The organism is Rhizobium sp. PAMB 3182 (assembly GCF_052908355.1).
In genome coordinates this window covers 1,365,756-1,386,397 of the sequence record NZ_CM128607.1, presented here as the reverse complement: position 1 = coordinate 1,386,397, position 20,642 = coordinate 1,365,756, and the positions used below count along the sequence as shown (strand labels likewise).

At 62.3% G+C, this 20,642-nt stretch carries 16 protein-coding genes and 1 tRNA gene; 10 read left to right on the top strand and 7 right to left on the bottom strand.

Features of this window, described 5'->3' with window-relative positions:
• Positions 1-52: 52 nt before the first annotated feature.
• The 5 genes from ACU5AZ_RS06905 (at position 53) to ACU5AZ_RS06885 (ending at position 5,642) form a co-directional block, all read left to right on the top strand.
• The gene (locus ACU5AZ_RS06905) at positions 53-1,474 is read left to right on the top strand and encodes a helix-turn-helix domain-containing protein (RefSeq protein ID WP_446825278.1); all 1,422 of its coding nucleotides are present in this window, start codon (positions 53-55) and stop codon (positions 1,472-1,474) included.
• A 127-nt stretch (positions 1,475-1,601) separates the two neighbouring features.
• The gene (locus ACU5AZ_RS06900) at positions 1,602-2,699 is read left to right on the top strand and encodes a polyamine ABC transporter substrate-binding protein (protein WP_446825277.1); all 1,098 of its coding nucleotides are present in this window, start codon (positions 1,602-1,604) and stop codon (positions 2,697-2,699) included.
• 69 nt (positions 2,700-2,768) lie between these two features.
• The gene (locus ACU5AZ_RS06895) at positions 2,769-3,905 is read left to right on the top strand and encodes an ABC transporter ATP-binding protein (RefSeq protein WP_446825276.1); all 1,137 of its coding nucleotides are present in this window, start codon (positions 2,769-2,771) and stop codon (positions 3,903-3,905) included.
• Between the two features lie 4 nt (positions 3,906-3,909).
• Positions 3,910-4,815, top strand: a complete 906-nt coding sequence (locus ACU5AZ_RS06890; protein WP_446825275.1) for an ABC transporter permease subunit — start codon at positions 3,910-3,912, stop codon at positions 4,813-4,815.
• Positions 4,815-5,642 (top strand): ABC transporter permease, encoded by an 828-nt coding sequence (locus ACU5AZ_RS06885; protein WP_446825274.1) that lies wholly within the window; start codon positions 4,815-4,817, stop codon positions 5,640-5,642. Before ACU5AZ_RS06890 ends, ACU5AZ_RS06885 begins: the two co-directional genes overlap by 1 nt.
• Positions 5,643-5,669: 27 nt before the next feature.
• Here ACU5AZ_RS06885 and ACU5AZ_RS06880 read toward each other — a convergent pair whose 3' ends face one another.
• Entirely contained in the window at positions 5,670-5,951 is a 282-nt protein-coding gene (locus ACU5AZ_RS06880; protein ID WP_446825273.1) for a DUF6460 domain-containing protein, read from the bottom strand.
• 318 nt (positions 5,952-6,269) lie between these two features.
• Between ACU5AZ_RS06880 and ACU5AZ_RS06875 the strand changes: the two genes are divergently transcribed.
• Positions 6,270-8,222 (top strand): acetoacetate--CoA ligase, encoded by a 1,953-nt coding sequence (locus tag ACU5AZ_RS06875; protein ID WP_446825272.1) that lies wholly within the window; start codon positions 6,270-6,272, stop codon positions 8,220-8,222.
• A gap of 7 nt (positions 8,223-8,229) precedes the next feature.
• On the opposite strand, the gene ACU5AZ_RS06870 is transcribed toward ACU5AZ_RS06875, so the two are convergent.
• Together ACU5AZ_RS06870 and ACU5AZ_RS06865 are read right to left on the bottom strand one after the other, a co-directional pair.
• Entirely contained in the window at positions 8,230-9,804 is a 1,575-nt protein-coding gene (locus ACU5AZ_RS06870; protein WP_446825943.1) for an ABC transporter permease, read from the bottom strand.
• Positions 9,805-9,964: 160 nt separating this feature from the next.
• Positions 9,965-13,543, bottom strand: a complete 3,579-nt coding sequence (locus ACU5AZ_RS06865; RefSeq protein ID WP_446825271.1) for an ATP-binding protein — start codon at positions 13,541-13,543, stop codon at positions 9,965-9,967.
• 229 nt (positions 13,544-13,772) lie between these two features.
• On the opposite strand from ACU5AZ_RS06865, the gene ACU5AZ_RS06860 reads away from it, so the two are divergent.
• Together ACU5AZ_RS06860 and ACU5AZ_RS06855 are read left to right on the top strand one after the other, a co-directional pair.
• The gene (locus ACU5AZ_RS06860) at positions 13,773-14,222 is read left to right on the top strand and encodes a phasin (RefSeq protein WP_446825270.1); all 450 of its coding nucleotides are present in this window, start codon (positions 13,773-13,775) and stop codon (positions 14,220-14,222) included.
• 132 nt (positions 14,223-14,354) lie between these two features.
• Positions 14,355-14,431, top strand: a tRNA-His gene (locus tag ACU5AZ_RS06855).
• An 18-nt stretch (positions 14,432-14,449) separates the two neighbouring features.
• Here ACU5AZ_RS06855 and ACU5AZ_RS06850 read toward each other — a convergent pair.
• Both ACU5AZ_RS06850 and ACU5AZ_RS06845 read right to left on the bottom strand, forming a co-directional pair.
• Positions 14,450-14,968: an MgtC/SapB family protein gene (locus ACU5AZ_RS06850; RefSeq protein ID WP_446825269.1), complete on the bottom strand. Its 519-nt coding sequence runs from the start codon at positions 14,966-14,968 to the stop codon at positions 14,450-14,452.
• Between the two features lie 45 nt (positions 14,969-15,013).
• The gene (locus ACU5AZ_RS06845; RefSeq protein ID WP_446825268.1) at positions 15,014-15,895 is read right to left on the bottom strand and encodes a LysR family transcriptional regulator; all 882 of its coding nucleotides are present in this window, start codon (positions 15,893-15,895) and stop codon (positions 15,014-15,016) included.
• A 103-nt stretch (positions 15,896-15,998) separates the two neighbouring features.
• Here ACU5AZ_RS06845 and ACU5AZ_RS06840 point away from each other — a divergent pair, with 103 nt between their 5' ends.
• Positions 15,999-17,495 carry a CoA-acylating methylmalonate-semialdehyde dehydrogenase gene (locus tag ACU5AZ_RS06840; RefSeq protein WP_446825267.1) on the top strand — a complete coding sequence of 499 codons (1,497 nt, stop codon included), beginning with the start codon at positions 15,999-16,001 and terminating at the stop codon, positions 17,493-17,495.
• Positions 17,496-17,620: 125 nt separating this feature from the next.
• Here ACU5AZ_RS06840 and ACU5AZ_RS06835 read toward each other — a convergent pair whose 3' ends face one another.
• Positions 17,621-18,661 (bottom strand): Fe(3+) ABC transporter substrate-binding protein, encoded by a 1,041-nt coding sequence (locus ACU5AZ_RS06835; RefSeq protein WP_446825266.1) that lies wholly within the window; start codon positions 18,659-18,661, stop codon positions 17,621-17,623.
• Between the two features lie 180 nt (positions 18,662-18,841).
• Here ACU5AZ_RS06835 and rirA point away from each other — a divergent pair, with 180 nt between their 5' ends.
• Positions 18,842-19,318: an iron-responsive transcriptional regulator RirA gene (rirA, locus tag ACU5AZ_RS06830; RefSeq protein ID WP_446825265.1), complete on the top strand. Its 477-nt coding sequence runs from the start codon at positions 18,842-18,844 to the stop codon at positions 19,316-19,318.
• 18 nt (positions 19,319-19,336) lie between these two features.
• Here the strand turns inward: rirA and ACU5AZ_RS06825 are convergent, their stop codons facing one another.
• A complete protein-coding gene (locus ACU5AZ_RS06825) occupies positions 19,337-20,641 on the bottom strand; it encodes an NAD(P)/FAD-dependent oxidoreductase (protein WP_446825264.1) in 1,305 nt (434 codons plus the stop codon).
• Between the last annotated feature and the right edge of the window lies 1 nt (position 20,642).

The window sequence follows — 20,642 nt, the reverse complement described above, 5'->3', positions numbered from 1 at the left end:
AAAACTTAAGCAGGGCATGATTGCTGCGCTGCATTGTAAAGGCCTGTGACAAATGGCGGAAAACAAGATCTTTGCCGGCCCGCGCGTGCGCCGCATCCGCAATTCCCTGTCGTTGACCCAGACGGCGATGGCCGAAGCGCTTGGAATTTCTCCCTCCTACCTGAACCTGATCGAGCGCAACCAGCGGCCGCTGACCGTGCAGCTGCTCTTGAAGCTCGCCTCCGTCTACAAGATCGATATCGAGGAATTGCAGGGCGCGCAGGGCGGCTCTCTCTCGCAGTTGAAGGAGGTCTTTACGGATCCGCTGCTCGCCGGTGAAATCCCCGGGGAGCAGGAGCTGGTCGAGGTGGCGGAGGCTGCGCCCAATGCCGCGGCCGGTATCGTCAAGCTCTACCGCGCCTTCAAGGAGCAGGCGGCACGGCTCAGCGATTTGTCTGAGGTGCTGGCGCGGGAGGGGCACGAGACATTGCTCTCCGGCGCCCGGCTGCCGATGGACGAGGTGCGGGAGAAGCTGGAGCAGCGCCCCAATTTCTTTGCCCGGATCGAGGATGCGGCCGAGTCCTTCCATGCCGAACTCAAGCCCGGCGACGACCTGTCGTCCGCCCTGAAGGAATGGCTGAAGACAAAGCACGGCATCGTCGTGCGCACGCTGCCGGTCCACGCCATGCCGACCTTGCGTCGCCGCTATGACCGCCATTCCATGCGGCTCTTCCTGTCGGAGCGGTTGTCACCATTCGATCAGCTGCGCGAGGCGGCGATGGAGACGGTCATGCTGGCGCTCTCGGCGCCGATCGAGGCCGAGCTGGACGGTTTGGGCCTGTCGTCGAACGAGGCGCGCCGCATTGCCCGCTTCGATCTCGCCCGCTATGCCGCGCATGCTCTGATGATGCCCTATGGCGCGTACCTCGCGGCCGCGCAACGCGCCAGGTACGATATCGACGTGCTGCGGGCCCGCTTCGGCGTGTCCTTCGAGCAGGCGGCAAGCCGGCTGACGACATTGCAGCGTCCGGGAGCGGTCGGTTTGCCCTTCTTCCTTCTGGAAGCGGATCACTCGGGGCGGCAGTTGCGCCGGGCGGGTGCCAGCGGCTTTCCGCAATCGGCCTTCGGCGGTGGCTGTCCCAAGCTCAACATTCACGCCGCCTTTGCCCAGCCTTCGCAGATCCTCGTCGATCACGTCGAGATGCCGAACGGCACGGGCTTCCTGACCGTCGCACGCACCCTCGAGGGTCCGCAGGCCATGTTCCATGAGCGGGTGCGGCGCACGGCGGTCCTTCTCGGGCTTCCTGTCGAGCAGGCCGGCGAGGTCGTCTACGGCGCGGCAATCGGCGGAAGCGGCATGCCGCCGGTCGCGATCGGCCCCTCCTGCAGGCTTTGCGAGCGGCAGGGATGCCTGTCTCGCGCCGAGCCGCCCGTGACCCGGCCGCTCGGTCTCGACGAGATGGTGACCGGGCTCAGCGCCTTCGACTTCCAGTAACGGAAGGCCACGCATCAGGGGAAAGAATTTTTCCTTGTGGCTTCGCAAAATCCTTTCTAGTCTGTCCCAAAATAAGCAAAGGGAACGGCTGGGGGACATCCTGGCATACTCGCGACAGGAGAAAATTGTGCGAAACTTTCTACTTAATGTATCGGCCGCAGCTATTGCGTCCGTAAGTTTAGTGGCTGTTGCCCATGCGGAAGACCGCGTTGTCAATGTCTATAACTGGTCCGATTATATCGACGAATCCATTCTCCAGGACTTCACCAAGGAAACCGGCATCAAGGTCGTCTACGACGTCTTCGATTCCAACGAGGTGCTCGAAACCAAGATGCTTGCCGGCGGCTCCGGCTATGACGTCGTCGTGCCGACCGCCGACTTCCTGTCGCGCCAGATCAAGGCGGGCGTCTTCCAGAAGCTCGACAAGTCCAAGCTGCCGAACATTTCGAACATGTGGGACGTCATCCAGCAGCGCACGGCCGTTTACGATCCCGGCAACGACTACGCCATCAACTACATGTGGGGCACGACCGGCCTCGGCTACAATGTCGACAAGTACAAGGAGATCATGGGCACCGACGCCAAGCCGGACTGGAACGTGCTGTTCGATCCGGAGATCGCCGCCAAGTTCAAGGATTGCGGCATCTACATGCTCGACGCGCCGACCGAGGCGATCCCGGCCGCGCTCAACTACCTTGGCCTCGACCCGAATTCGCACAATCCGGAAGAGCTGCAGAAGGCGGAAGAGCTGCTGTTGAAGATCCGCCCGTTCGTGCGCAAGTTCCACTCGTCGGAATACATCAACGCGCTGGCGAACGGCGATATCTGCCTGGCCTTCGGCTGGTCCGGCGACGTCCTGCAGGCGCGTGACCGCGCCGATGAAGCCGGCGCCGGCGTTCATGTCAGCTACTCCATCCCCGCCGGCGGCGCGCTGATGTGGTTCGACATGATGGCGATCCCCGCCGATGCACCGCATCCGCAGGAAGCGCTCGAATTCCTCAACTACATCATGAAGCCGGAAGTGATCGCCAAGGCGTCGAACTACGTCTACTACGCCAACGGCAACAAGGCCTCGCAGGAATTCATCGATAAGGACGTTCTGGACGATCCGGCCATCTACCCGCCGGAAGAGACGATGAAGAAGCTCTACACCTTCATCCCCTACGACCAGAAAACGCAGAGACTGGCGACCCGGATCTGGACCAAGGTGGTCACCGGACAATAACAGAAGCTTGGAACAGCCCGGATAAATTCCGGGCTGTTTGCTTTTCAGAAGCAGGCATCGGGGGCCTTCATGAAGTCGCTTGGCAGCATTCGCCGTTCTTTCGCACCCTGGAATGATCCGGACGCAAAGCCGTTCATCTCCTTCCGCAACATCACCAAGAAGTTCGGCGATTTCGTCGCCGTTGATAACCTCTCGCTGGATATCTATCACCGCGAGTTCTTCGCGCTGCTCGGCGCGTCGGGCTGCGGCAAGTCGACGCTGCTGCGCATGCTGGCGGGCTTCGAACAGCCGAGCTCTGGGGAAATCATTCTCGACGGGCAAAGCCTTGCCGGCACGCCGCCCTATCGGCGCCCCGTCAACATGATGTTCCAGTCCTATGCCCTGTTCCCGCACATGTCGGTGGAAAAGAACATCGCCTTCGGCCTCAAGCAGGACGGCATGTCGTCCGCCGACATAGAGGCCCGTGTCACCCAGATGCTGAAGCTCGTCAAGCTGGAGCAGTTCGCCAAGCGCAAGCCGCATCAGCTTTCCGGCGGCCAGCGCCAGCGCGTGGCACTTGCCCGCTCGCTTGCCAAGCGGCCGAAGGTGCTGCTGCTCGACGAGCCGCTCGGCGCTCTCGACAAGAAGCTGCGCGAGGAAACGCAGTTCGAGCTGATGGACCTGCAGCAGGAGCTCGGCCTCACCTTCATCGTGGTCACCCACGACCAGGAAGAGGCGATGACCATGGCCGACCGCATCGCCGTCATGTCGCGCGGCAATGTCATCCAGGTGGCGACGCCTGCCGAAATCTACGAGGCCCCGAACTCGCGCTTCGTTGCCGACTTCATCGGCGACGTCAACATTTTCGACGGCACGGTGACCGCGAATACGGACGGCGTGACGGAGATTGCGATCGGGGAGGGCTTCTCGGTCCGCGCCGAACAATCGGAGCCGCTCAGCGGCAATGCCGGTTTTGCCGTGCGCCCGGAAAAGATCCGCGTGTCGCGCAATATGCCGGAGACGCCGGGCGTCAATTCGGCCGAGGGCGAGATGTGGGACATCGCCTATCTCGGCGACGTCACCGTCTTCCACGTGAAGCTGAAGAACGGCAAGGTCATCAAGGCGACCAGCCTCAACGCCCAGCGCGAGGTGCAGAACCCGCTCGGCTATGACGACCAGGTCTGGATCTCGTTCGACCAGAACGCCGGCGTCGTGTTGAGGGATTGATGATATGACACGCATCGGTTCGGCCATCTTCAACCGCCTGGTCATCGCCATCCCCTATACGTGGCTGGTGGTCCTTTTCCTCGTTCCCTTCTTCATTGTCTTCAAGATCTCGCTGTCGACCTCCGAGATCGCGATGCCGCCCTATTCGCCGACCTTCTCGTTCGCCGATACGTTCGAGACGCTGCGGCAGAAACTCTCGGAACTGTCGCTCGACAATTACATCTGGCTGTCCCAGGACTCGCTTTACTACAAGTCCTACCTGTCCAGCCTGACGATCGCCTTCTTCTCCACCTGCCTGACGCTGGCCGTCGGCTATCCGATCGCCTACGGCATGGCGCAGGCGCCGCGGACCGTGCGTCCGACGCTGCTGATGCTGGTCATCCTGCCGTTCTGGACGAGCTTCCTGATCCGCGTCTATGCCTGGATGGCGATCCTCAAGCCGGAAGGGCTGCTCAACCAGTTGCTTATGGGGATCGGCGTCATCCACGAGCCGCTTGTGATCCTCAACACCGACACCGCCGTCTACATCGGCATCGTCTATTCCTACCTGCCGTTCATGGTCCTGCCGCTCTATGCCGCGCTGGAAAAGATGGACGACACGCTGATCGAGGCGGCTGAGGATCTCGGCTGCACCCGGCTCACGGCCTTCTGGAAGATCACCTTTCCGCTGTCGTTGCCCGGCGTCTTCGCCGGCTGCCTGCTGGTCTTCATCCCCGCCGTCGGCGAATTCGTGATCCCGGACCTGCTTGGCGGATCGCAGACGCTGATGATCGGCAAGACGCTCTGGACGGAGTTCAACAACAACCGCGACTGGCCGCTGTCGTCCGCCGTGGCGACGATCCTTCTCCTGCTTCTGGTGATCCCGATCGTTCTCTTCCAGAATGCCCAGACGAAAGCGGAGAGCCGCTGATGAACCGCTGGTCCCGCTTCAACATCGCCTCCGTCACGCTCGGCTTCGCGTTCCTGTATCTGCCGATCGTGCTTCTGGTCATCTATTCCTTCAACAAGTCAAAGCTCGTCACGGTGTGGGCCGGCTTCTCGACTGTCTGGTACGTCGAGCTGTTCCGCGACCAGGCGTTGCTCGACGCCGCCTGGGTGACGATCCGCGTCGGCCTGCTTTCGGCGACGGTGGCGACCGTGCTCGGCACCATGGCGGCGATTTCGCTGACCCGCTACACCCGCTTTCGCGGTCGACTGCTGTTCTCCGGCATGATCTATGCGCCGCTCGTCATGCCGGATGTCATCACCGGCCTGTCCATGCTGCTCCTGTTCGTCGCGATCGGTCTCGACCGCGGCTTCTGGACGGTCACCATGGCGCATATCACCTTCTCCATGTGCTACGCCGCCGTCGTCGTGCAGTCGCGCCTCATCACCTTCGACCGGTCGATCGAGGAGGCGGCGATGGATCTCGGCGCCACGCCGGTCAAGACCTTCTTCCAGGTGACATTGCCGGTCATCCTGCCGGCGATTTTCTCCGCATGGGTGTTGGCCTTTACGCTGTCGCTCGACGACCTGGTGATCGCCAACTTCACCTCCGGCCCCGGAGCGACGACGCTGCCGATGAAGATCTACAGCCAGGTGCGCCTGGGTGTGACGCCGGAAATCAACGCGGCCTGTACGATCCTGATCGGGTTTGTGACCACCGGCGTCATCATCGCCTCGATCGTGACCAAGCGTCAGGAAGTCCGCCGGCAGCGCGACGAGCACATGGCCGCAGCCGGCCTTGTCGCCAATTGATGATGGCTATTCTGCCGCCGCGGCGGACTATTCACCGCCCGGCGGCAGGAAGATATAGACGAGTATCCATGTTGGCAGGATGAAGATCGAGCCGAGAATAATGTTCGGCACGGCCCAGTCCAGCGCCTGCTTTGCATGTGTAGCCAGGCTTTCGGGAGACTGCCCGATAATGGACAGCAGGGAACCGATGGTAACCCCGAAGAACGAAAGAAGTGCTCCGGCCATCAAGGATGCTATCAGAATCTTGAAAACCACGCCCGCAAAACGCAACAAGAACAACCCCCGATTTAATTCGCCCTCATACATCATAACATATTCCGTTTCCAAAAAATTGGGTCGAGTTGAAAATGCCGAAAATGGTAAAATTGCCGAAGTATAGCGGCGGGTTAATTCATGAATCCGCCTGCCGGAGAGCGCCGAATTACGCCCGGATCTGACCTGGAGCCGGATTTCTTGTCTCTGCCGGAAATTGTAACGGTCCCTCAATAGCTTCCGCTTCTGCGGGCGCAAATACGCCATTTGCCGTAGAGAGGGCCACATGGGACCATTGGCCCCAAGCTCTCCTCGCAGAGCTATATTTATATTGCGGTGCGGCATGCTATAGAGAGGAAAAACGAGGAGGAATGCATGACTGACGCAATGCCATTGTGGGAGCCTTCACCGGAGTCTCGGAAAAGCACGCCGATGTTCGCCTTCATGTCCTATTGCGCCGAAAAGGCCGGGCATGAGTTCGCGGACTACGATGCCTTTCACACATGGTCGATCACCGAACGCGGCGCCTTCTGGGAGGCCGTCTGGGACTATTGCGGCGTCAAGGGCGAGCGCGGCGAGCGGCCGCTGATCCATGGTGACGACATGCTCGAGGCTCGCTTCTTTCCAGATGCGAAGCTCAACTTCGCCGAAAACCTGCTGGCCAAATCCGGCGGCGACACGGCGCTGATCTTCCGCGGCGAGGACAAGGTCGAGGATCGCTGGTCCTGGGATCGCCTGACTGACCTCGTCTCGCGCCTGCAGCAGGCCTACAAGGCGATGGGGATAGGCGAGGGCGACCGGATCGCCGCGATGATGCCGAACATGCCGGAAACGATCGCCTGCATGCTGGCAGCCGCCTCCATCGGCGCCATCTGGTCATCCTGCTCTCCCGACTTCGGCGTTCAGGGCGTGCTCGACCGCTTCGGACAGATCGAGCCCAAGCTCTTCATCGTCTGCGACGGCTACTGGTATAACGGCAAGCTGCAGGACGTTTCCGCTAAGGTGAAGGAGATTGTTGCAAAGCTTGGCGTGCCGGCGGTCATCATTCCCTATGCCGGCGATGCCGAGGCTCTTGCCGGTTCGGTTGCAGGTGCCAGCACGCTTGCCGCGTTTGTCGAACCCTATGCGGCGAAGGCGGTCGAGTTTACGCCGCTTCCCTTCTCGCACCCGCTCTACATCCTGTTTTCCTCGGGCACGACCGGCGTTCCGAAATGCATCGTCCATTCGGCGGGCGGCACGCTGCTGCAGCACCTGAAGGAGCATCGCTTCCATTGCGGGCTGGGAGACGGCGACCGTCTCTTCTACTTCACCACCTGCGGCTGGATGATGTGGAACTGGCTGGTCACGGGGCTCGCCTCCGGTGCAACGCTCTGCCTGTTCGACGGTTCGCCCTTCGCGCCGGACGAAAAGGTGCTGTTCGATTATGCCCGCGACGAAAAATTCGCGGTCTTCGGCACTTCCGCGAAATACATCGATGCCGTGCGCAAGAGCGGCTTCATTCCGAAGGACAGTCATGACCTGTCGTCGCTGAGGATGATGACGTCGACCGGTTCGCCGCTGTCGCCGGAAGGCTTCACCTTCGTCTACGAGGACATCAAGAAGGACATCCTGCTGGCGTCGATTTCCGGCGGCACGGATATCGTCTCCTGCTTCGTGCTCGGCAATCCGATGAAGCCGGTCTGGCGCGGTGAAATTCAGGGCCCCGGCCTCGGTCTCGCCGTCGACATCTGGGACGACGAAGGCAAGCCGGTGCGCGGCGAGAAGGGCGAACTCATCTGCGCCAAGGCCTTCCCGAGCATGCCGATCATGTTCTGGAACGATCCGGAAAAGACCAAGTACAAGGCGGCCTATTTCGAGCGTTTCGACAACATCTGGTGCCATGGCGATTTCGCCGAATGGACCGAGCATGGCGGCATCATCATTCACGGCCGCTCGGATGCGACCCTCAATCCCGGCGGCGTGCGCATCGGCACGGCGGAGATCTACAATCAGGTCGAGCAGATGGAAGAGGTCGCCGAGGCGCTGTGCATCGGCCAGGACTGGGACAACGACGTCCGCGTCGTCCTCTTCGTACGGCTGGCCCCGGGCGCTTCGCTCGATGACGCGCTCGTCAAGGCGATCAAGACCCGTATCCGCGTTGGCGCCTCGCCGCGCCATGTGCCGGCCAAGGTGATCGCCGTCGCCGACATTCCGCGCACCAAGTCCGGCAAGATCGTCGAGCTCGCCGTCCGCGAGGTCGTGCATGGCCGTCCGGTGAAGAACAAGGAAGCGCTGGCCAATCCGGAAGCCCTCGAACTCTACGCCGATCTTCCCGACCTGAAGGACTGAGCCGGGCTCAGGTTCCCCGTTCCAGCGATCGCGACACCAGGATCGCTGGGACGAGGCCGGCGACGATGATGATGATCGCCGGCACGGAGGCGTTAGCGACCTGCGACCGCGATGCGTCCTCGTAGACGAGCGTCGCCAGCGTGTTGAAGTTGAACGGCCGGAGCAGGATCGTCGCCGACAGTTCCTTCAGCGTTTCGATGAAGACCAGCAGTCCGGCGGTCAGGAGCGCTGGCCGCAGGTTCGGCAGGATGACCCGCCACAGCGTCTGGCGGGCATTGTGGCCCAGCATGCGCGAGGCCATGTCGAGATGCGGCGAGAGCTTCTGCAGCCCCGCATCGATATTGCCCTCCGCCATGGTGATGAAGCGCACCGTGCAGGCATAGACGATCGCAAAGCCGGTGCCCGACAGGATCAGCCCAAGCGAAAAGCCGAAATAGTCCTTGGTGAAGTGGGCGAAGAGATTGTCGAAGGCGGCAAGCGGCACGAGCACGCCGATCGCCAGCACCGTGCCGGGAATGCCGTAGCCGAAGGAGGCAAGCCGCACCAGCGCCTTGACCAGCCGCGAGGAATTGCTGCGCGCCGATTGCGACAGCGCGAAGCTCAAGCTGACGGCGACGACAGCGGTGATCGCGGCGATGGTGATGCTTGTGGTCAGTGCGTCGATGAGCTTGGGCGAAGCAAAGGCCGGCAGGCGCTTCAACGCATAGGAGCCGAGTACAAGTACCGGCACGACAAAGCCGACGAGGACGGGCAGGGCGCAGGCCGCGACCGCCGCCCACTTTGTCCAGCCTTTCAGCTTGAGCCTGATGACATCATGAACCGCGGCGGTCGTCTTCTGGCTGGCGAAGCGTTGCTGGCGGCGCGCGCGTCGCTCGACGACCATCAGGACGGCGATGAAGACGAGGATGAGGCAGGCGAGCTGCACCGCGCCGACGAGGCTGCCGCGGTTGAGCCAGGTATCGTAGATGGCGAAGGTCAGCGTGTTGACGCCGAGATACTGGACCGCGCCGATGTCGTTCAGCGTTTCCATCATCACCAGGGTGAGGCCGATCATCAGGGCCGGCCGGGCCATCGGCAATTGTACTCGGAAAAACACCTTGACCGGCCCGGCGCCGAGCGTGCGCGCCACATCCGCAGCGGCCCGGCCCTGCATGCGGAACACCGAGCGGCAGGCGAGATAGACATAAGGGTAGAGAACCGCGGTCATGACGAGCACCGCGCCGCCGAGCGAGCGGATGTCCGGAAACCAGTAGTCGCGCATCGTCTTGAAGCCGAAGACGGTGCGGACCAAAGTCTGTGCCGGTCCGGTAAAGTCGAAGAACTCGCCGAACGCGTAGGCAGCGAGATAGGCGGGGAGCGCCAGCGGCAGGACGAGAACGGCGGAAAAGAACCGCCTGAGCGGGAAGTCGCAGGAGGAGACGAGCCAGGCACAGGCAACGCCGATCACGGCGGTCGCAAGACCGGTATAGGCCATCAGCGCCAGCGTGCGGCCAAGCGCGCGGGGAATGACGTTTTCGGCGAGGTGCCGCCAGGTGTCGGCATCTCCGGACGAGGCGATCCACAGGATCGCGAACACCGGCATGGCCGCGACCGCGAAAACGACGAAGGCCACGAGCGGTTGCCGCCACGTACCGCGCCGTCTCACTCTCGAAGGTGCCGGCCCTTCCGTGACCAGCGTCGTCTGCGCCGCCAATTGGTGATCCCTTTAATCAGCTTATCCATCGGCTCTAGCCGATGAAGCCTCAGTCTGCAAGGACGCGCGGGGACGGGAAGGTGATTTCGACCAGCGTGCCGCGGCTCGGCTCCGACTGGATCGACAAGGATGCGCGGTTGGCTTCGACCATCGCCTTCGTCAGCGGCAGGCCGAGACCGGTGCCGTCACCCTTCTGGCGATTGCCGCCGGAGACCTGGCGGAACGGCTTCATCGCCTGTTCCAGTTCGGCCTTCGACATGCCGATGCCGGTATCGCGAATCCTGAGCACGACGCTGCCATTCACCTCGTAGGAGGTCGACACGACGATCTGTCCGCCCGACGGCGTGAAGCGGATGGCGTTCGACAAGATGTTGAGCGCGATCTGCTTGACCGAGCGCAGGTCGGCGACAACCATCGGCACGGCCTGCGACAGCGCCGTGCGCACGATGACGCGCTGGTTGTTGGCCTGCGGCTGCACCAGCGACACGGCCTCCGACAGCGTCTCGTTGAGGCTGACGGCGGCGAAATCCATCTCCATCTGACCGGCTTCGATCTTGGAGATGTCGAGAAGGTCGTTGACGATATCGAGAACCAGCCGTCCCGAACGGCCGATGTCGTTCGCATATTCGATGTAGCGGTGATGCCCGATCGGCCCGAAGCGCTCGTTCGACATCATGTCGGAAAAGCCGATGATGGCATTCAGCGGCGTGCGGATCTCGTGGCTCACATGGGCGAGGAAATCGCTCTTGTGCTTGTTGGCCGTTTCCGCGTCGCGCTTCGCCTTGCGCAACTCTTCCTCGGTTCGCTTCCAGTTCGTCACGTCGCGGATGACGGCGCAATAGCCGTCGGAGGACGACAGGCGGCCGAGCGTCATGAACAGCGGAATGAAACCGCCGCCGGATTCCCGGCCGATCACCTCGCGGCCGTCGTTCAAAACGCTGGCGACGCCGTTGTCGGTCAGCCCGTTCAGATAGTCGGCGACCGCGCGCTGGCTTTCATGGGCAAACAGCATGGCGAAGGGTTTGCCACGCGTATCGGCTTCGTCGTAGTTGAACAGGGCGCTCGCCGAGCGGTTCATGGAGCGGATGCCGCCTTCCGGCCCGATGATGACCACGCCGTCCGTCGCCGTCTCGAGAATGGAACGCAGCTCCTCGACCTCGATGCGCAGCCGAGACACATCTTCCTGCTCCGCCGGGGTCTCCTCGCCAATGAAAGGCAGGATGGTGCCGGATGTGTCTTCCACCGGGGCGCCTGCGTCCGCAGCGGTGACCGGTGCGGACGGGATCAGCGCCAGCATCAGCGCGTCGGAATCATCGAAGCGGATCGACCGCAGCCGTGCGGCGACGGGGACTATGGTGTCGTCGGCGCGCACGATCATCATGCCGCCGCCGGCTTCGGACGTTTCCTCGAGCTCGCTTCTTTGCAGTAGCGCGTCGAGGCCACCGGCAGTCTCAAGCGCTTCGAGCGTCTCGTAGCCGGTCAGCTTGGCGAATTCGCCGTTGGCGTGGATCAGCCGGTCGCCGGCGTGAATGAGGATTGCCACCGGCATCTCGTCGATCGCGGAAGCGGGAAGCGGTGAGGCCATGTCGCGGCGCGGCGGAAGAAACTCGCCGAGTGGATTGGCGTCGCGGATATCTTCTGCAGGCGACGGCTCCTGCGAATAGCTGTCTGCCTCGACGGGGCTTTCGGCTTCGCCTGAATCGGCAAGCCTTTCGTCAACAGAAGCGACGTCCGCAGTCTCTGCCGGCAGCTCTTCCGTGCCGAGCCGCTTGGCGATCTCCCGGAATGCCGCCTGTTCGCCCGGGCTCAGCCCGTCGTTCATCCGGGCACGATGTTCCTCCAGGCGGATGATCTTGTCCGACTGACGGCGGTCCGGTGTCTCGGTGACGAGAAGCGCCGGTGGTTCGCTCTGTGGCGTTGGGGCGATCGTTTCCGGCGACCATTCGATGCCGTCATCGTCGGCCGGCTGCTCATCGGCATGTTCGACGGTGTCGTCGCCCTGATCGTCCGACGGCGCGTCGTAGGCTATCTCGCTGTCAGCCGCGGAGGTCTGTATGTCGTCGGCCGGTGCGACGTCTTCCTGCTCTGCCACGGTCTCGACAGCGGTTTCCACCGGTTCCTCCGGTGCGGCTTGAGGCTGTTCGTCGGGCTCGGCAGCGTCCGGGGCCTCGGAGTTGCTCTCGCTCTCCGTGGGCAGGGGCTTGCCGCCAAGCGTCAGTCCGGTTGCCAGCGGATCCTCGACCGCATCGGCGCGACGCACGATGCCGAAGCCGCGGAAACCGTCGAAACCGCGCGACCGGCTGTAGGTCGGGAGGGCCGCCAGATCGACCGGCACCTTCAGGCTCGTGCCTTCGACCGGCCAGTAGATCGTCTTGCCGGACCATGTATCGCGCTTCTTCAGAAGCTCGGTGATCTTGCCGTCCGGATCGAGGTCAAAAAGATGGGCGAGGTCACTGAAGGCGACGCCGTTGATCGCGGCGGCATTCGGGCCGACCGCCTCGGCAAATTCGTCCGAGACCTCGCAGAAATGGCCGTCCGCATCCACCTTCCAGACGAAGCGGATGGCGCGTCCCTCCGGATTGAACCGGAAATCGGACTTCGGCGCTTCCGGTGTGATGAAGCGTTCGACGGGCTCGGCAGGGGGTTGCTCGGCTTCGACCGGAGGAACGTCCGTGGATGCGGCAGGCGCCATCGGAATGTCGGAGATCGTCATCGGAGGAATCTCGACCGACGGGTCGTCCGTCAGCAGGTCCATCAGCGAAGACGGTTTTGCCGGCGGCTCGGCCTGGTCTTCCGTCTCCTGGTTGGTTTCCTCGGATGCTTCGTGGGAGACTGCGTCGGTCCCCATCCCGTCGTCCTCGCCGGATGTCGGGTCGGCAGGTTCGGAATAGTCCTGCACGCTCTCTTCGGCGAAGGGAGCACTGTCGTCCGGCGGCGCAACAGGCGCCTCAGCGGCGTCCGCCTGTTGCGGCGCTTCGACGACAAAGAGAAGATAGAGGTTGGGCTCTTCGGCAAGCCGGCCGATGGCGGCGGGCATCAGCCCGCGTCCGGTCTCCAGCCGGCGCTTGAGAAGCCGGGCAGGTTCGTCAGCCGCATTGCCGGCCAGCGTCTGCACGGTTTCGGCGCTCATGCCGAGCTCGGCAAAGCCGCCAGACGAGGCCAGCACGAAACCGTTCTCGTCGAGGATCGCCACATGCGTATCCGGATCGTCGAAGCCCTCGATCATCCGCGCCGCGGTGGCCTGAGGCCCCTTTGGCTCGGAGACGGCAGGCACCGATAGCAGGATCGCCTCGTCCATACCGATGCGGATCATCTCGGCTTCGGCGCGCACGGTCGAACGCTGAAAGCCGTTCGGCACGCGAATGAGGAAACCGCGCACGTCGCCGATGCGCTCCAGGCTGCGCGCCATCACGGCGGCCTGCCGGAAGGTCAGGTCGTTCAGCGGCGGCGCCTGGTCTATGAAGTCGTAAACGGAGCTTCCGCCGAATACCGCAGCACCCGGGCCGTTCGCCCACAGCACATCGTCCATGCCGGCGGAAAAGATCACCAGCGCCTCGCCGCGCGCAAAGCGGCCGCGAACGCGATCGTGGACGGCGACATCTATGAAAGGGTACTGCACGGCGGACATTTCGACCTTTAACGGGGAGGCTTGTATGCGCTGATATTTAACGCATTATTAATATCTTTCCCGCTCCTGCGGGTCCAGCATGGGTATCGGGAAACTCTTAAACAGAGTTAATTTATTGTGCGGCGCACAAAAGATATTGCAATGCACAACGGACTGTATTATATAGTGCTCACCGAAGAACGCGAGGGTGCCTGTTTAAAGAGGGCCCTAACTCAAGGAGCGCAAAACAATGGCTACGAAGAAAACGCAGGACGTATTTTCCATTTCCACTTTCGACCCGAGCAAGCTCGGCGAAGGTTTTCGCGATTTCGCTGAAAAGGGTGCAGAGCAGTCCAAGGAAGCCTATGCAAAGATGAAGCAGGCTGCCGAAGAAGCAACGCAGACCGTTGAAGCGACGCTGAAGAATGCCCAGGCCGGCACCGTCGAACTCGGTCTCAAGACCATCGACACGATGCGCGCCAACGCTGAAAGCTCTTTCTCGCATTTCGAAGCCCTGCTCGGCGTAAAGTCGGTCGCAGAACTCTTCGAACTGCAGACCTCTTTCTTCCGCAAGCAGTCTGAAGCCGCCGTCGAGCAGGCCAAGTCCATGCAGGAAGCCAGCAAGAAGGTCGCTGAATCGGTTGCCGCGCCGTCCAAGGCTGCCGCCGAAAAGGCTTCGACCTACTTCAAGGCCGCCTGATCGGACAAATGTCCAACTGATGAAAAAGCCGGGTGGCAAAACCCGGCTTTTTTTTGTATTCAATATCAAGGGTCTTGCAAAAGCGGAAAACAGCCCGTATGTGACCCTCCGTGACGCCGAGGCGTCCAGTGTGCGGTTGTAGCTCAGTTGGTTAGAGCGCAGGTTTGTGGCACCTGAGGTCGTAGGTTCGATTCCCACCAACCGTACCATTTCTTCTTTCCCCCGCTTTATTGCGTTTCGCTTGTGCCGGCGTTCGGCGGCGACGTTTGGTCGTCCGTCTTGTTGCCGGGCTCCAGCCGGTGCAGCAGTGCCAGAACGATGATCGCGCCGAGCGTTGCTATGCCGGCGATCAGCCAGAGGCCAAGTCCGCAGGCGAGGCCGACCGCGCCGGCGAGCCACATGCCCGCGCCGGTCGTCAGCCCGCGCACCCGTCCCTGACTGAAGACGATCATGCCGGCGGCCAGAAATGCCACGCCGCTCGTCAGCGCCTCGATCAGGCGGATCGGGTCGATCCGGATCGATTCGTCGGCAAAGGTCGGCATGTGGATGATCTCGATCGCCAGCACGGCGATGATCGCCGCCGTCAGGCTGACGAGAATATGCGTGCGCAGCCCCGCGGCGTGGCTCGCCATCTCCCGGTCGAGCCCGACGATCGCACCGCAGATCATGGCGATCAGGACCCGTACGGCAATCACCGACGGGGCGAGGAAGGTGGAGTAGTCGAATTCTCTGAAAAGTGCTTCCATGCGGAAGACAACTTCAAACCACCCTACAGGGTTCCACTGAAGTGCTCAGCTGAACCTCCCTCGTTCCTCCCGTACCAGTTCCTGCAGGAAGTCGATGACCGTTCGCACCCGCAGCAGGTCGCGGATACTCTCGTGATAGGTCGTCCAGTAGGCGCGGCGGATCTCGATCTCCGGCAGCACCCTGATCAGTGTGTCCTTCTCGTGGGCGATGTAGTTGTGGAGGATGCCGATGCCGGCGCCCGAAAGTACGGCCTCGGTCTGCCCGATCGATGAGGAGACGCCGAACGCCGTGTCCCAGTTGCGCAGGATATCGGCGCTGAAATCCAGCGACGGGGTGAAGATTAGGTCTTCCACATAGCCGATGCGCGGATGGCGGCGCAGGTCTTCGATCCGCTCGGGCGTGCCGTTCTCCTTCACATAGTCCGCGGAGGCGTAGAGACCGAGGGTGTAGTCGGTCAGCTTCGACGAGATGAGCCGGCCCTGGTCCGGCCGCTCCAACGTGATGGCGATGTCGGCCTCGCGCTGCGACAACGAGAAGGAGCGCGGCACCGGCACGAGCTCGATCTTGAGGTCGGGATAGCGCCGGATCAGCCGCCCCAGCCGCGGCGAGAGGAACGAGACGCCAAACCCGTCCGGTGCGCCGATGCGAACGGTGCCGGCAATCGCGCTGTCGACCTTGGCGATCATCGCCTGCGCGGCCAGCATTTCGGTTTCCATGCGCTCGGCGGCCTTCAGGAAGGTCTCACCCTCCGCCGTCAGGTCGCAGCCATTGGTGCGGCGGATAAGCAGCCGTGTATTGAGGCTTTCTTCCAGCGCGCTGACGCGGCGCGACAGCGTCGCATGGTTGACCCCCATGCGCTTGGAGGCCGACAGGATCTGCCCGCTTCGCGCGACCGCGAGAAACATGCGCACATCGTCCCAGTCCATATCCGCTCCGGCTTCAAATTTTGCACAACGGATATGTAAATCATGCCGTTGAATTGTGCAAATTAAAGTGCGATCCTCTCCTCAATCATCAAGGAGGAAACCCATGAAAAAGATTGGTCATTTCATCGGCGGCAAGCAGGTTGCCGGCACCAGCGGCCGTTTCGCGCCCGTTTACAATCCGGCGACCGGCGAAGTGCAGGCGGAAGTCGCGCTCGCCAGCGACGCCGAACTGCGCGCTGCCGTAGAGAACGCGAAGGCTGCGCAGCCGCAATGGGCTGCCACCAACCCGCAGCGCCGCGCCCGCGTGTTCATGAAGTTCGTCGCCCTTCTCAATGACAACATGAACGAACTCGCCGAAATGCTGTCGAAGGAGCACGGCAAGACGATCGAGGACGCCAAGGGCGACATCGTCCGGGGTCTCGAGGTCTGCGAATTCGTCATCGGCATCCCGCACCTGTCGAAGAGCGAGTTCACGGAAGGCGCGGGTCCGAACATCGACATGTATTCCATCCGCCAGGCCGTCGGCATCGGCGCTGGCATCACGCCGTTCAACTTCCCGGCCATGATCCCGATGTGGATGTTCGCCCCGGCGATCGCCTGCGGCAACGCCTTCATCCTGAAGCCCTCCGAGCGTGACCCGTCCGTGCCGATCCGCCTGGCCGAACTGATGATCGAAGCCGGCCTGCCGGCAGGTATCCTCAACGTTGTCAACGGCGACAAGGGCGCGGTCGACGCCATCCTGACCGATCCGGATATCGGCGCCGTTTCCTTCGTCGGCTCGACCCCGATCGCCCGCTATGTCTACGGCACCGCTGCCATGAACGGCAAGCGCGCCCAGTGCTTCGGCGGCGCCAAGAACCACATGATCATCATGCCCGACGCCGACCTCGACCAGGCCGCCAACGCCCTGATGGGTGCCGGTTACGGTTCCGCCGGCGAGCGCTGCATGGCGATCTCGGTCGCTGTTCCGGTCGGCGAGGAAACCGCCAACCGCCTGATCGAGAAGCTGACCCCGATGGTCGAAGCGCTGCGCATCGGTCCCTACACCGACGACAAGGCCGACCTGGGCCCGCTGGTCACCAAGGAAGCCCAGGCCCGCGTCACGGGTCTCATCGACCGCGGCGTCGAGCAGGGCGCGAAGCTCGTTGTCGATGGCCGCGACTTCAAGCTGCAGGGCTATGAGAACGGCTACTTCGTGGGCGGCTGCCTGTTCGACAACGTCACCCCGGACATGGACATCTACAAGACGGAAATCTTCGGACCGGTTCTCTCGGTCGTCCGTGCCAAGAACTACGAGGAAGCCCTCGAACTGCCGATGAAGCATGAATACGGTAACGGCGTCGCGATCTACACCCGCGATGGCGATGCGGCCCGTGACTTCGCCTCGCGCATCAACATCGGCATGGTTGGCGTCAACGTTCCGATCCCTGTTCCGCTGGCCTACCACTCCTTCGGCGGCTGGAAGTCTTCGTCCTTCGGCGACCTGAACCAGCATGGCACGGATTCGATCAAGTTCTGGACCCGCACCAAGACGGTCACCAGCCGCTGGCCGTCGGGCATCAAGGACGGCGCCGAATTCGTCATGCCGACGATGAAGTAAGTGACTTGTTCCAAGACTTGCGGAACGGGCTCCCGGCAACGGGGGCCCGTTTTTCATTGGGGAATACGAAAAAGGCAGCGCCGGAGCGCTGCCTTCGAGGATGTCGGTGCGGTTGAGACCCGAGCTTACATCGACGGGCCTTCGTTGTAGCCCGTCTTGTCGACGAGTTCGGAGGCCAGCTTGCGGTTGTTGGCAATGTCGATCAGCGGCAGCGGATCGGCTTTCAGCGTGCCGAAGGACTTGACGATCTCGGACGGCTCCGCGCCGGCGATGACCGGATATTCGAACACGCGTTCAGCGTAGATTTCCTGCGCTTCCTTGGTCGTCAGGAATTCCATCAGCTTGACGGCGTTATCCTTGTTGGGCGCGTGTTTGGCGAGCGCCATGCCGGAAATGTTGACATGCGTGCCACGGTCTTCGGCATTCGGGAAGATCACGTTGATGGCGCTTGCCCATTCCTGCTGTTCCGGCTCGCTGGTGTCCGTCATCATCAGGCCGACATAATAGGTGTTGCCGAGCGCGATGTCGCATCCGCCGGCATAGATGTCCTTGGCCTGCGAGCGGTCGTTGCCGTCCGGCTTGCGCACGAGGTTGTCGCGGACGCCCTTGAGCCAGGTTTCCGCATATTCGGGACCGTGATGGGCGATCATCGAGGCAAACAGCGCGAGATTGTACTGGTGCTGTCCATCGCGCGTGCAAAGCCGGCCCTTCCACTTCGGATCGGCAAGCTCCTCATAGGTGATCTGCTTTTCCTCGACGCGCTCCTTGGAGGCGTAGATGACGCGGCCGCGACGGGTCAGGCCGAACCAGTAGCCATCCGGATCGCGGTATTCGGCCGGGATGTCCTTGTTGACGACGTCGTTGACGAGCGGCTGGGTGATGCCGCCATCCTTGGTTTCGACGAGGCGACCGATGTCGACGGTCAGGATGACGTCTGCCGGGGAGTTTTCACCTTCGGCGCGCACACGCTCGACCAGACCCTTGTCGAGGAACAGGACGTTGGTTTCGATGCCCGTCTCCTTGGTGAAGGCATCGAGCAGCGGCTGGATCAGATCCGGCTGACGATAGGAATAGATGTTGACTTCCTCGGCAAGAGCCGGTGCGGCGAGCGCGACAAGTGCCGCGGCGGCGGTGAGGGTGGCAAGCTTCTTCTGAAAGCCGTTCATCGCAAACTCCTGATTTTGTCAAATGTTGATGGTTTTCATCATGTTTCTAATGTAAATGTCAATGGCAATACGGACTAGCGAAAAAAGATGATTGTGATTTTCGTATTTTGGAATTGTTCCAAACTACGAATGGCCCTATATAAACATGACGGCCAAGGAAGACTTTAAACGGAGATCGGCATGCGACTGACGAAACAGACCAATTATGCGGTGCGCATGCTGATGTATTGCGCGGCCAACGAAGGTCGGCTGAGCCGCATTCCGGAGATCGCCAAGGCCTACGGGGTTTCCGAACTGTTTCTGTTCAAGATTCTGCAGCCGCTCAACAAGGCCGGTATCGTCGAGACGGTGCGGGGCCGCAACGGCGGCGTACGCCTCGGCCGGCCGGCGGACAAGATCAGCCTGTTCGATGTGGTCAAGGTCACCGAAGACAACTTCGCCATGGCCGAATGCTTCGAGGACGGCGTGGCCGAATGCCCGCTGGTCGACAGCTGTGGCCTGAACTCGGCCCTGCGCAAGGCCCTGAACGCCTTCTTCGAAGTCCTGATGGACTATTCGATCGACGATCTGGTCAAGGCGCGTCCGCAGATCAACTTCCTGCTCGGCATCGACGAAACCGAGCGTGTCCGGGCCGGCCTGGCGGCACCCGCCGCCTGAGCCCTTCGCGGTCGGCCGTCAAATTCCGAGCTTGTCTCTCAGTCCGTACCACCATGCGCCGAGCGCGGTGAGCGGCACCCGGAAAGTCTTTCCTCCGGGGAAGGGGAAGTTCGGCAGCGAACTCCACACATCGAACCGTTCGGCATGGCCGGACACGGCCTCGCCGAGGATCTTGCCGAGCAGGTGAGTCGTCGTCACGCCGTGACCGCTGTCGCCATGCGAGAAGTAGACGGTGTCGGACAGCTTGCCCATGTGCGGAATGCGGCTGAAGGTCAGCGCGAAATTTCCGCTCCAGGCAAAGTCGATCTTCTTGCTTGAAAGCGACGGGAAGGTCTTGGCGAGATGCGGCTGGATCTTGGCGACAATATTGGCCGGATCCTGCCCACCATAGCCGATGCCGCCGCCGAACAGCAGCCGGTTGTCGGCGGTGCGGCGGTAATAGTCGAGCACGTAGTTGGCATCCTCCACGCAGTAGTCCGCCGGCAGCAGATTGGCGATGGTGGCCTCGTCCAGCGGTTCGGTGACGATCACCTGGCTGGACACCGGCATCATCCGGCTGCCGATCTGCGGCAGCAGTTCGCCGAGATAGGCATTGCCGCAGACGATCACGTATTTCGCCCTGACCGATCCAGTTGCAGTGCGCACCGAGGGTGAGGGGCCGGTGTCGACGCCTGTCGCCCGGCTGTTTTCGAAGATGCGGCCGCCGAGGCTTTCCAGAGCCCGCGCCTCACCGAGCACCAGGTTCAGCGGGTGAATGTGGCCGCCATGCCGGTCGACCATGCCGCCGGCGTAGAGATCGCACTTGACGATGCCCGACAGGTCGGTCTTCGCGACCATCTCCAGCCCGTCATGGCCGTGCTTCTCCCAATGTGCCTTGTGCGCCGCCATCTCGCGGATCTGCTTGTCGGTGAACGCCGCGAAGAAGCCGCCATGCCTGAGGTCGCAGTCGATGCCGTATGTTTCAACGCGCTCACGGATGATGTTACCGCCCTCAAGCGACATGGCGCCAAGCTGAACCGCCTTCTCCTCGCCGTAGCGGGAAGCGATGGTCTTCAGGTCGCGGCTGTAGCCGTTGACGATCTGGCCGCCATTGCGCCCGGACGCGCCGAAACCAATGCGGCTGCCCTCCAGCACGACGACCGAATAGCCGCGCTCGGCCAGCGTCAGGCCGGCGGAAATCCCGGAAAAACCGGCGCCGATGACACAGACATCGGCTTCGATATCGCCTTCGAGCGTCGGACGGATGGTCTTGTCGTTGGCGCTGGAGGCGTACCAGGAAGGGGCATGGCCCGGGTTGTTTGCAAGCGAAGTCGGTGCGTTCATG

Excerpts from the sequence above, each read along its gene's own strand:
- ACU5AZ_RS06845 (WP_446825268.1), bottom strand. The coding sequence starts at position 15,895 with ATGGACTGGGACGATGTGCGCATGTTTCTCGCGGTCGCGCGAAGCGGG.
- ACU5AZ_RS06905 (WP_446825278.1), top strand. The coding sequence starts at position 53 with ATGGCGGAAAACAAGATCTTTGCCGGCCCGCGCGTGCGCCGCATCCGC.
- ACU5AZ_RS06880 (WP_446825273.1), bottom strand. The coding sequence starts at position 5,951 with ATGATGTATGAGGGCGAATTAAATCGGGGGTTGTTCTTGTTGCGTTTT.
- ACU5AZ_RS06870 (WP_446825943.1), bottom strand. The coding sequence starts at position 9,804 with ATGCCGGTGTTCGCGATCCTGTGGATCGCCTCGTCCGGAGATGCCGAC.
- ACU5AZ_RS06875 (WP_446825272.1), top strand. The coding sequence starts at position 6,270 with ATGACTGACGCAATGCCATTGTGGGAGCCTTCACCGGAGTCTCGGAAA.
- ACU5AZ_RS06835 (WP_446825266.1), bottom strand. The coding sequence starts at position 18,661 with ATGAACGGCTTTCAGAAGAAGCTTGCCACCCTCACCGCCGCCGCGGCA.
- ACU5AZ_RS06840 (WP_446825267.1), top strand. The coding sequence starts at position 15,999 with ATGAAAAAGATTGGTCATTTCATCGGCGGCAAGCAGGTTGCCGGCACC.
- ACU5AZ_RS06890 (WP_446825275.1), top strand. The coding sequence starts at position 3,910 with ATGACACGCATCGGTTCGGCCATCTTCAACCGCCTGGTCATCGCCATC.
- ACU5AZ_RS06825 (WP_446825264.1), bottom strand. The coding sequence starts at position 20,641 with ATGAACGCACCGACTTCGCTTGCAAACAACCCGGGCCATGCCCCTTCC.
- ACU5AZ_RS06885 (WP_446825274.1), top strand. The coding sequence starts at position 4,815 with ATGAACCGCTGGTCCCGCTTCAACATCGCCTCCGTCACGCTCGGCTTC.
- rirA (WP_446825265.1), top strand. The coding sequence starts at position 18,842 with ATGCGACTGACGAAACAGACCAATTATGCGGTGCGCATGCTGATGTAT.
- ACU5AZ_RS06860 (WP_446825270.1), top strand. The coding sequence starts at position 13,773 with ATGGCTACGAAGAAAACGCAGGACGTATTTTCCATTTCCACTTTCGAC.
- ACU5AZ_RS06865 (WP_446825271.1), bottom strand. The coding sequence starts at position 13,543 with ATGTCCGCCGTGCAGTACCCTTTCATAGATGTCGCCGTCCACGATCGC.
- ACU5AZ_RS06850 (WP_446825269.1), bottom strand. The coding sequence starts at position 14,968 with ATGGAAGCACTTTTCAGAGAATTCGACTACTCCACCTTCCTCGCCCCG.
- ACU5AZ_RS06895 (WP_446825276.1), top strand. The coding sequence starts at position 2,769 with ATGAAGTCGCTTGGCAGCATTCGCCGTTCTTTCGCACCCTGGAATGAT.